The organism is Paraconexibacter sp. (assembly GCF_059438195.1).
Genome location: NZ_JBLKKY010000044.1, coordinates 26349 through 36830, shown reverse-complemented (window position 1 = coordinate 36830; position 10482 = coordinate 26349). Strand labels below are relative to the sequence as shown.

Annotated in this window: 8 protein-coding genes; all 8 read right to left on the bottom strand. The window is 71.4% G+C overall.

From position 1 onward, the window contains the following. Positions 1-110: 110 nt before the first annotated feature. Complete coding sequence (locus tag ACME2J_RS14975; protein WP_495545734.1) at positions 111-1364, bottom strand: cytochrome P450; 1254 nt, start codon at positions 1362-1364, stop codon at positions 111-113. Positions 1365-1419: 55 nt separating this feature from the next. Further along, positions 1420-2799: an MlaD family protein gene (locus tag ACME2J_RS14970; protein ID WP_495545733.1), complete on the bottom strand. Its 1380-nt coding sequence runs from the start codon at positions 2797-2799 to the stop codon at positions 1420-1422. A gap of 13 nt (positions 2800-2812) precedes the next feature. Then, complete coding sequence (locus ACME2J_RS14965) at positions 2813-4123, bottom strand: MlaD family protein (RefSeq protein ID WP_495545732.1); 1311 nt, start codon at positions 4121-4123, stop codon at positions 2813-2815. Beyond that, positions 4120-5487 carry an MlaD family protein gene (locus ACME2J_RS14960; RefSeq protein ID WP_495545731.1) on the bottom strand — a complete coding sequence of 456 codons (1368 nt, stop codon included), beginning with the start codon at positions 5485-5487 and terminating at the stop codon, positions 4120-4122. Before ACME2J_RS14960 ends, ACME2J_RS14965 begins: the two co-directional genes overlap by 4 nt. Continuing rightward, positions 5487-6749 carry an MlaD family protein gene (locus tag ACME2J_RS14955; protein WP_495545730.1) on the bottom strand — a complete coding sequence of 421 codons (1263 nt, stop codon included), beginning with the start codon at positions 6747-6749 and terminating at the stop codon, positions 5487-5489. The genes ACME2J_RS14960 and ACME2J_RS14955 overlap by 1 nt, the downstream gene beginning before the upstream one ends. Before the next feature lie 74 nt (positions 6750-6823). Next, positions 6824-8263, bottom strand: coding sequence for an MlaD family protein (locus tag ACME2J_RS14950; protein ID WP_495545729.1), 1440 nt, complete (start codon positions 8261-8263; stop codon positions 6824-6826). Next, the gene (locus tag ACME2J_RS14945; RefSeq protein WP_495545728.1) at positions 8260-9639 is read right to left on the bottom strand and encodes an MlaD family protein; all 1380 of its coding nucleotides are present in this window, start codon (positions 9637-9639) and stop codon (positions 8260-8262) included. Before ACME2J_RS14945 ends, ACME2J_RS14950 begins: the two co-directional genes overlap by 4 nt. Positions 9640-9642: 3 nt before the next feature. Continuing rightward, positions 9643-10476, bottom strand: a complete 834-nt coding sequence (locus tag ACME2J_RS14940) for an MlaE family ABC transporter permease (RefSeq protein ID WP_495545727.1) — start codon at positions 10474-10476, stop codon at positions 9643-9645. Positions 10477-10482 lie beyond the last annotated feature (6 nt).

Sequence of the window (10482 nt, the reverse complement as noted above, 5' to 3'; positions counted from 1 at the left end):
AGCCTCCAAGGAGGACCGGATGAACAACGTGCTCAGGAACTACACCTAGGCGCGCCGCCGCGCGCCACCCGTCGACCCTGCTCGCGCCGCGTCCGCCGTCGACCTGCGGTTCAGGTCGTCCACCTCACGGGCAGGTGGTCGTAGCCGCGGCTCACGACGTTCGGCTGCCGCACGGCTCTCTCGAGCACGGGCTCGAGATCGGGCAGCCTGCCGTACGCGGCCTCGAGCATGATCGGCACGTTCTGCTGCGCGAGGTGCACGCCGAGGCACCGATGGCGGCCGCCCCCGAACGTCATCTGCTGCAGGAGCGTCTCGCGATCGCGATCGAAGACGAGCGTCTCGGGCTCGGGGAACACGCGCGGATCGTGGTTGGCGGCTCCCATGCTCGGCAGCACGAGCTGCCCGGCCGAGATGCGCTGTCCACCGATCTCGACGTCCTCGATCGCCATGCGCGCGCTGATCTGCCCCACCGGATCGATGCGCAGCAGCTCGACGACGGCGGGACGGATTCGAGAGAGGTCCTCCTTCAGCCAGGCGAGCGCCTCGGGCCGCTCGTGCAGAGCCACGAGGACGTTCCCCACCTGCTTCTGCTGCGTATCTTGGCCGCCGAAGTAGAGGAGCATGAGATTCGCGACGAGCTGGAGGTTCGTGAGCGGCGTCTCCGCCTCCTCGTTGGCGGCGATGAGCTCGCTGAGGAAGTCGTCGGCGGGTCGCTTCCGCTTCGCGTCGACGAGCTCGGTGAAGTACTCCTCCTGGCCGAGGACCGACTGGTTGAGGCCCGCGAGCTGCTCAGGCGTCATCGGCGTGAACTCGAGCATCGGGCCCCAGTCATGGACCCATTTCGCGATGAGAGGCCGATCGCTCTCGGGCACGCCGAGGAGATGACCGATGACCGCGAGAGGCACCTGGTAGGAGAAGTCGGTGATGAGATCCGCTTCTCCCTGCTCGATGAAGCCGTCGATCAGCTCGTCGACGACGCCGCGGACGTAGTCCGCGAGGGCCTTGACACGATCGAGCGTGAACGCCCGCCTGAGGACGAACCGGAGTGCCGTGTGCCTCGGCGGATCCGCGAGGACGAGGAGCTCCTTGCCGAAGCGGACGTACGGCTCGTCCGCGATGTGCTCGCCCATGCGGATCTTCTGGTACTCCTCGAAGCAGACGCCGAAGCGGTCGTCCGTGAACGCGGTCCGGACGTCCTCGTGCCGGGTGAGGAGCAGGGCACCGGTGCCGGGCACTTCGAAGACGGGCTGGTGCTCACGCAGCTGCGCGTAGAACGCATAGGGGTTCTCGACGAACTCGGGGGACGCGAGGGGCCCCGCCTCGTCTTTCGGATCGGTCGTCTCTTCGCGGTGAGTCGTGGTCATCGTGATACCTCAGATCGGAGCGCTCGCGCGCTGTTCTCGGGCGGGCGACGGCCCATCAGCAATCCGCCTCCACCCGCGGGTAGACGTACTCGGTCTTCGCCGGCACCTCGCTGGGTCCAAGCACCGACGGCTGCCCCCGGTCGAGGCTGTCGTTCGCCTCGCCCGGAGCGGGATACGGCTTGAAGCTCAGGCCCTGGGTCTTGCGAAGGAAGCCCGAGTGGCTCAGCTCGAACGCGGCCTTGCTCACGTCGGCGGGAAGGCCGACGGCCGCGTTCTCACCGAACACCGGCATGAGGCGGATCGTGTGCCCCACCGCGTCGTATGAGTTCGTCGCCGCGTTGAGGCCCGTGAGGGAGGACACGAGATCCGCGGTGTAGGGCGCGAGGTATCGCAACGCGGGGTTCGCCTCGCAGAGCACGTCATCGGCTCTCGCCACGGTCGTCGAGAGCGCCGGCGCCGAGTCCCGCAGAGCCTCGAGCGTCTTCTGCAGTGGAGGCGCCGATTGGCCCAGTCGACGAACGATCGCTTGCCCGTCGACGGCCGCCGGCCGGAGGAGCCGCACGGAGGGACGAAGCTCGCGGATCGCCTCGGCAGCATCATCGACGACAGGCGTCGCCGTACCAGAGAGCGCGCCGAGGAGGTCGCTCGTCTGCCGCACCTGTCGGAGCGTCCCAGGGAGCTCGCGGAGCACAGACCTCAGCGCGTCGTCGCGAGCGGCAACGGCGCGGAACGTCGTGAGCCCCTGTCGCGCCAGGACCTCGAGACTGGCCCCCCGCTCGCCGACAGCGGCAGTGAGATCGCCGAGCCTCTCGACGAGCCGAGCGAGCCTCCTTCGGTCGCGCACGATGCGGTGAGTCACGTTCGACCCGGACAGCAGGAGGTGACCGGTGTGCTCGAGCGTCTCGTTGAGCTCCGTGCCCCTGCCGTCGACCGCGTCGCCGAGGCCCTGGATGACCTTGCGCGCCTGCGCACGCGTCCCGCCCTGCAGCGTCGAGAGCAGTTCGTCGACATCGACGTAGTCGTCGGAGGCGGAGACGGAGGCGAGGATGGTTCCGCCCGACTCGAGGTTGCGCTCGGCGCGACCTCGTCCGATCTCGATGTAGTTCTCGCCGAGCGGGGTGCGGACCCTGAGTCGCGCGGTGGAATCGACGGGCAACGGCGTGACGCGCTCGTCCTCGAGACGGATGTCGACGAGCGCTCCGATGCCGCGGCGGTGGACCGCCTTCACCGTCCCGACCCTGACGCCGGCCATCGTGACGCTCGTGCCCTGCGTCAGCGAGCCCGCCTGGGGGACGACGGCTTTGACGTCGTACGTGCCGCCGAAGTGCAGCACGCCGCTGAGACGCAGAAGCGTCACGAGGACGGCAAGACCGAGTGCCGCGCCGAGCAGCACGACCGTGAGGTGATGCCGAAGCGCTCTCGTCTCTCCGATCATGTCCGTTCCCCTCTCAATGTCCGTCCTCGGGCACCGGCGGTCGGCCGCCGATGGCGCTTCCGGGCGTGCACGCCTTCACCGCGAACTCATGGGGTCCGTTGACGCCGAGCGTCTGCGCGTTCATCACGAGGTTCCCGCGCGGAACCGGTCCGCGGACGTCCCCGAACTTCGTCATGGACGCGTCCCACTGGAAGAAGCCCTTCACTCCGCCTTCGCAGTTCTCGAGGTTGAGGGTCGTCCGATCGATCGTGTCGACCTGGGGCCTGAGCGTGAGGATCGACGCATCGAGGTCGTTCGCGAGGGGCAGCAGCCGGCGCGACGAAGGGATGAGCTCCCGTACCGGCGCTCGGAGCCGTCGCACGGCCGGAGCCGCGTCGCGAGCCAACGCACGGACGCTGTCGAGCGCCCGTGGCAGTTCCCGCGCGACGGGCCGCAGCCGGCCGACTGCGGCATCGACGTCCTCGAGCACCGGCCTTGTGGCCGAGAAGCTCGAGTCGAGAGTCTCGAGAACGGCGGGCAACGCGGCGAGCGTCGCGTCGATGTCGGAGGCGCTTGCACCGAGCGCGGATGCCGTCTCGCTCCCTTCTCGGACGAGCGCCCGAAGATCGCCGTCGCGTCGTGCCAGCTCTTCGGTGAGCGCAGTCGCGTTGTGCACGAGGCGCTCAGTGAGGTGGCGGCGACGGCCCAGCTGCGATGACGCCTTCTTCGCTGCCCCCAGGAGGGGAACGGCGTCGGCGAACACGGCGCGCAGCTGCGCGCCGCGGTCGGTCAACCCGTTGCCGAGCTCGGCGAGGAGCACACGGAGTCGTGACCTCGTCCGCGCGTCGAAGACACTCAGCGTGTCGGCGACGTCGACCGGCGTCCGCGTCTGCGACTCGGGCACCGGTGTGCCGACACCCGCCTCACCCGCGGACGGGTCTCCCCGGTCGACGATGTCGAGGTACATGTCCTGCAACGCGCTGTTCGGCCGCAGTTCCGCCCGGGCGTCTCGGTAGACGGGCCCGTAACGGCGCTCGAGCGCCACGGTGACGACCGGAGTCCCCTCCCTGAGCTCGAGGCCCACGATCCGTCCCGCCGGGATGCCCCTGAAGCGCACCTCGTTGATGTGAGGTCGGACGGCCTGCGCGTTCGCGACCTCGAACTCCACCTCGCGCGTGTCCTTCACGATCGACGGCGCGACGTTCCCGAGGATCCATGCGCCGCCGGCGAGGGCGACGAGGATTCCGACGAGGACCACAGCGGCGCTCTTCCCCGAGCGCTTCAGCTCGAGGCGGAGACGCACCCCCGTCAGCCGGTCGGTGACGCGATCCCGGACCTCCGTCATGGAGTCCTCCTCGTCGACGGCTCCGGCGCGGTGCCGGGCGCCGGGGTGAGCGGGCTGTACGAGAGGAGGACCTGCAGCTCCTCGTCGAGTCGGTTGCACTCCGCGAGCCGTCCCTTGCTGGGATTGCCCGCATAGATCTGACACGGCAGCAGGTAGCTCGGCGAGCTCCCGGCGCTGAGCGGGAAGCGGATGAAGTGCCCGTTCGCGTCGATCTGCGCCGCCGCCCCGGCGAGCCCGCTCAGCGCGGGACCGACCATCTGCGCAGCCGAGTGCGCGGTCTCCGGATCGATCTCGTTCATGTAGGGGAGGACCCGGTCCGCGAGCCGGTCGATGCTCGGATCGAGCTCGTCGAGCAGAGTGGACGCGTGGTTCGCCGCGCCGCCAAGCCGGTGCAGCGCGGGCTGAAGGGCGCGAAGAAGCGGCCCGGCGTCAGAGAGGAGGCTGCGCGCATCCGCTGCCACCGGTCGGAGCTCGCTCACCGCGGGCCCGACGTCTGCCGCCGAGACGAGCAGCTCGTCGACGAGGGGCTCGGCTCCGTCCAGAGTCGTGTCGAGGCGTCGCAGGGTCGCCTCGGCGTTCTCGAGAGCGGCGGGTGCCGCCGTGAACGCCTCACGGATCTCCGCCTCGCGGGCCGCGGTGGCGCTGAGCGCGTTCGCCGCGCCCGCGACGAGCCGGTCGAGAGCGTCGTCGGGCGCATCGAGCGCACGCGTGGTCGCGGCCGCCGACGTGACGAGGCGTGTGAGCTCGCCTTCCTGCGAGCCGCGCAGGGCGCCGACGCCCGAGGCGATGGCGGGCGAGACCTCCTTCAGCGCGCGAGCGAGGCCTGCGGGATGCTGCGGCTGGGAGAACGCCTCGGCGAGCGCGGGGGCGAGGGCTCGCAAGCCGCGACGCGCGTCGCCCTCGACGATCGACGTCACGTCGTCGAGCTCCGCATGAGATGTCGTCCGCGACATGGGGATGTGGCGATCGCCCAGCGGCGGAGCTCCCGGCCGGCCGGCCTCGAGCTTCACCGCGAAGCTGCCGCCCAGGAGCGTGCGCCACACGATGTGCGCTCGAGCATCGGCTCGAAGCTCCCCCGCGGAGCGCTCGACCCGCATCTCGACGAGAGCGGCGCGCGCGTCGTCGCGGCCCTCGACGCTCTCCACCTCGCCGACGGTCACGCCCTCGAAGCGGACGGGGTCCCCCGGCTGGACGGTCCGGGCGTCTGCGAACTCGGCGACGACCGTCCTCTTGTCGGAGCTGACCAGATCCCGGAGGGTGCCCTCGTACGAGGCCGCGAGGAGCGCGGCGAGACCGAGTACCGCGCCGGCGCCGACGAGCGTGTGGCGCTTCGCGACGACCAGCTTCAGGACGCTCCTCAGCATCAGGGCCTCCTCGCGAGGTCGGTCAACGGCGTCACTTCGTAGCGGCCCCCCGGCGAGTACCTGCACGGCGGGGGGTAGGCGTCCCGGACCGGGGTCGCGTCCTCGACGCCGATCGCCTCGATCGACGCCATCGCCTGAAGCCGGAACTGCGCCGCCTGGCCCAGTGGCCCCTCTCCGATCCCGCCGAAGCCGGTCATGCTCCTGAAGACCTGGCCGAAGTTGATGATGTCGCAGCCGTACGGTCCGACCTCGGCGGCGATCGCGATGAGATCGTCGAGCCCGTCCGTGAGGCGCGGGACGACCGGCCGCAGAGCGCCGAGGAGCTCGAGGGTGCGAGGGATCGACCGATCCACGACCTGCAGGAGCGACTCGGCGTGCGCGAGCGGCGAGCGGCCGCCAGAGGTGGATGTGCGTGCTCCCCGCAGGAGAGCCGTCGTCTCGCGAAGGCCGGCCGGTGCGTGCGGGAGCGTGCGGTTCGCCGCCACGGCCAGTCGCCCGGTCGCGCGGACGAGCCCCGCGCCCCGTCCCAGGCCGCTCGCCGCGCTCGCGAGCGCAGACGGGGCTTCATCGAGGGCCTCTCGCGTGCTCTCGCGCTCGTCGACGAACGGCGCGAGCGCCCTCGACGCGGGCGACGCGAGCTGGGCGAGCTCTCGACGCACCGTCGCGAGCGGCCGCATCACCGAGTCGAGTGCCGGGAGGAGCCGGCGCACGGCGGCTGGGCGAGCGGTGAGGGTGCTCGCGATCCGCGCGAACGGGCGCGCCGCCCCTGCGGACTCCCGAACGGTGTCGTTGAGGAGCTCGCCGTTCCCGAGGAGCCCGCCGCCGACGCCCGTCAGCGCGAGACCGAGCCGCTCCCGCGTCTCGCTGTCGAACACGTCCAGCGCATCGGGCACGCCGTACGTGAGGGCGTCGGCATCGGCACGGATCGTCACGCCGTCTTGAAGCCGCCGAGGGCTCGTCCCGGGGACGAGCTCGACGTACCGCGCACCGAGCAGGCCGTTCGCGCGCAGGCGGACGGCGGTGTCGCGTGGAAGGTCGAGTCCGGGTTCGAGCTGCAGCTCGATGCGCGTTCCCTGGGTCGTCGGCTCGGTCACCGTGACCTGCCCCACGCGCACACCGCCGATCGCGACCTTGTCGTGCGCGCGCAGGCTCCCGGCGTCGGAGGCGAGGACCTGCAGCGTGCCGTAGTCCCTGCCCGGAACGCCGTCGCTGACGCTCACCGCGAAGGCGACGAACGCCCCGACGAGTCCGAGCGTCGCCATTCCCCGCGCGATGAGCCAGGCGCGGGAAGGGGTGTTGCTGCGCCGGCGTCGCGGGCGGTGTCTGCGCATCGGCATCACGGGGCGAGGAGGAAGTCGAGGAGGCCGGCGTCATCGCTCGCGGACGGGTCGCGACGCGGAGGACCGCCGAGGGCGTCGGGGACGGCGCCGAGCGGTTCCGTGACTCCCTCCAGCGCACCCTGCAAGCCCTCGACCGCCTCCCGCACGCCGCCCGCGACGTCCCGGAGCGGCTTGAGCGGCGCGGGCGCCGCCGGTGCCTGCGCGCGGTCCTGCGGCTGCGAGGTCTCGCGCGGCGGCGGCTGCGGCCGACGGGAGACGCGCCTGGCCTTCGCCTCTCCGATGCCGAGGTTCGAGAGCACGCTCTCGAGCGTCTGCGGGGTCACGCCGGCAGAGCCCCGGAAGACGTGTGAGTAGCCGTCCCGGAACTGGATCGCGCGCGCCCAGTTCTCCATCACGGCGAGCAGGTTGTCGACGCTGTGATCGAGGGTGTCCGTGACGGGCTCCAGGCGCGTGGCGAACAGCCGAAGCCGGTCCGCCATCGGGACTCCACGCCGGACCACGGGGGCGGCCGTGCGGGCGAGCTTCGTGAGAGCGGGCGAGACGTCCGCGGCCTTCTCGAGCGTCCCCGCGGCGGCGCGCCGGAAGGGCGCGAGCTCCGCGAGCGCGGTATCGAGGGGCGGCGCGGTGCTCGCGAGGTGTCGTGCGGCCGGCCCGAGCGGGGCGGCGGCGTGCTCGAGCTCCTCGAGGAAGGATTCGAGCCGGCCGAGGGCGGATGGGGCGTTGGCGAGCGTCGCGCGAAGCTCGGCGCGCTTGGAAGAGACCGTCTGCGCGGCATCGCCCGCGGCCTCCACGAGCGCACCGAGCTCCTTGCGCTCGGCGGCGAGCGCGCCGACGACGGCGTCGCTGCGGCGGACGAGCCGCTCGAGGGTCCGGTTGTCGCCGACGAGCTGATCGACGAGCTCGGTCGCTTCGCGCATCGTGCGCGGGAGATCCGTCACGAGCCTCCCGATGTCCGCTTCGCGACCGAACAACGCGGTGCCCGCCTCGTTGATGAGGATCCCGAGACGCGCCCGGACGTCGGGCGTGAGGACCGACAGGACCTCGTCGAGATCGGTCGACACGCGAACCCGCGACGCGTCGAGGGTCGCGCGTGACGGCAGGGGGCGGGACGAGTCGCCGCGGTCCACCTCGAGGCGCTTCTGGCCCAGCAGGTTCACGGAGCCGATGAAGACCTTCGCGTCCTGCCCGATGGGGACCTCGCCCGGGTCGAGGCGAGCGGTGACGATCACGCGGTCCCCTTCGCCGAGCTCGACGTCGGCCTCACCGATCTGCGCGCCTCCGGCGGTGACGCGCGATCCGTCCCTCAGGCCTTGGGCGTTGTCGAGCTCGAGACGGAACTCGTACCCTGCCGGGCCCTCGCCCGAGGACGCGGCGATCAGCGCGACCGCGGCGAGCACGGCCAGCAGCGCGAGGACCGCGCCTCGAGCCCGGGTCATCGGTCCTCCCTTCCACCGACTCCGTCCCGACCCCGCGCGCCACCGCCAGAGGAGCGCGCCTCGGGATCCTTGGCCGGGTCGAGAGCGTCCTCGGTGATGTCGCACTCCGGAAGGAACCACGGCTGACCGGCCGTCAAGCCGGGCGGCCGCGGGAACGCGTACGTGAGACCCGGCCACTGCTCCGCCGCCTGCTCCGGGCTCCCCGTCTGGACGTTGTGACCCGCGGGCAGCAGGACCTGCGGCTGGGCCCTGATGTACTTGTCCCTGCCGTCCGTGCCCGAGAGGATCGAGCCCCAGTTCGTCCCGAACGACGCGATCTCGGGCGCGTAGGGGCGGATGCACGTGAGCGCCTCCGTGCTCTCGACCGCGATCGCTCGCAGCCGCGAGTCACGATCGCCGAGGTCTCGGACGAGACGCGTGAGGGACGGCGAGGCGCCGGTGACGGTCGTCAGCGTCTTCTTCGCGTCGGGCGCGACGTCGATCACGCCGCGGAGGAGTCCGTTGAGAGTCGGGGCGAGCCGCCGGAGCTCCGCGACGCCCGGACGGAGACGCTCGACGAGCGTGTGCGCCGAGCCGAGGACCGGGTCGGCGCGCCGGAGGGTCGTACGGGCCTGGCTCAGCGCCCCGGGGGTGCGCTCGAGTGTCTGCCCGACATGCGCAGCGCCGTCGGCGAGGGCGTCGAGGGTCGTTCCGGTCGCCGTGACGAGCTCGGCGAGCCCCGGGTCGGCCCGACCGACCGCCCCGAGGACGTCGTCCGTCGTCCGCAGCAGCGTCGTGAGCGACTCCTCGCTCGCGTCGAGATCGGCGAGGACCCCGCGACCGGCGCGCACGGCCGGGGATGACACGCCGAGAGCGTCGTGCAGCTGCGGGCCGGCCGCGTCGAGCGCCGCGCCGGAGTTGTCGAGCATCGTCTTGAGGTCCCGACGCATCTCGCGGTCGAAGACGGAGAGCAGGTCGCCGTACTCGACGGGCATCGTGAGCGCGGACGCCGGAAGGTCACCGCCGTCGGCGACGGCCGGCGCGCTGCCGTCCGGGCCCAGCTCGACCGCGAGGTAGCGGTCGTACTGGTTGATCGTCCCGCCCCACCGGGCGACGAACCTCGTTCCCTTCGGGAGCGGCCAGACGGAATCGTCGATGCGGAGGTGGAGGCGAGCGGCCCGACCCATGCGGACGGGGATGACGTCCTTCACCGTGCCGACCTCGCTGCCGGCGGCACGGAGCTTCTGCCCGGCCCCGACGCCGGTGGCCTCGGGCACGGTGATGAAGACGTCGTGCTGGCCAGAGCGGCCTCCGGCGGAGATCGCCACGAGAGCGGTCGCGGCGACGGCCAGGAGGACGAGCGCGGCGACGCGCGGACGCTGAGCGGAGAGGTGCATCGCCTAGCCTCCGATCGGAACGCCGGGGTCGGCCCCGTACCAGAGGATCACCGTGAGCGCCCCGATGATGTTGGCGAGGACGAGGTTGACCTTCACGGCCTGCGCGACCGATGCCCCCACTCCTGCAGGCCCGCCAGTCGTCCGCATCCCGTAGAAGCACGCGACCAGTGCCGTCGAGATGCCGGTCAGCCCGACGGTGACGAAGACCTGGAGCTGATCGGTGATCCCCTGATTGATCCAGTGGAAGCGGAGGAAGCCTGCCGAATCGGTCGCGTCGAGGATGATGATCGCGTCGAGATACGCGCCGGCCGTGTAGCCCAGAAGACCGATGACCGTCGCGACCGGGATGTAGACGATGGTCGCCAGGATGCGCGTCGCGACGACGAAGCGCAGCGGATCGACCCCGGCGGATTCATAGGCATCGATCTCCTGGTTGACGCGCATCGCGCCGATCTCGGCGACGAACCCTCCACAGACCTTGGAGGTGAAGACGTACGCGAACATCACTGCGCCGGAGACGTGGAGCGCGAAGCCGCCGATCGCTCCGATGTAGTCGGCCGCCCCCAGGGGGTGAAGGAGGAAGTAGCCCACGTTCATCGTCGCGATGCCGATGAAGACGTACATCACGAAGAGCAGCGGGGACGTCCCGGACGTCATCGCTGCGGCGTGGCGCAAGACCTCTGCCATGTCCCTCGTCGCAGCCGGGACGTGGCGCAAGGTCGAGGCGGAGAACTCGACGAGCTGCCCCATCTCGGCGAGGAAGCCGGCGTCGTGCGCAGGTTCGTCCTGCTCGAGCGCGTCGTCCTCGCGCAGCGTCTTCGGTGTGGTGACAGCCATGGTGAC

Coding starts and splice junctions, on each gene's coding strand:
- ACME2J_RS14975 (WP_495545734.1), bottom strand. CDS start 1,364: ATGACCACGACTCACCGCGAAGAGACGACCGATCCGAAAGACGAGGCG.
- ACME2J_RS14970 (WP_495545733.1), bottom strand. CDS start 2,799: ATGATCGGAGAGACGAGAGCGCTTCGGCATCACCTCACGGTCGTGCTG.
- ACME2J_RS14965 (WP_495545732.1), bottom strand. CDS start 4,123: ATGACGGAGGTCCGGGATCGCGTCACCGACCGGCTGACGGGGGTGCGT.
- ACME2J_RS14960 (WP_495545731.1), bottom strand. CDS start 5,487: ATGCTGAGGAGCGTCCTGAAGCTGGTCGTCGCGAAGCGCCACACGCTC.
- ACME2J_RS14955 (WP_495545730.1), bottom strand. CDS start 6,749: ATGGCGACGCTCGGACTCGTCGGGGCGTTCGTCGCCTTCGCGGTGAGC.
- ACME2J_RS14950 (WP_495545729.1), bottom strand. CDS start 8,263: ATGACCCGGGCTCGAGGCGCGGTCCTCGCGCTGCTGGCCGTGCTCGCC.
- ACME2J_RS14945 (WP_495545728.1), bottom strand. CDS start 9,639: ATGCACCTCTCCGCTCAGCGTCCGCGCGTCGCCGCGCTCGTCCTCCTG.
- ACME2J_RS14940 (WP_495545727.1), bottom strand. CDS start 10,476: ATGGCTGTCACCACACCGAAGACGCTGCGCGAGGACGACGCGCTCGAG.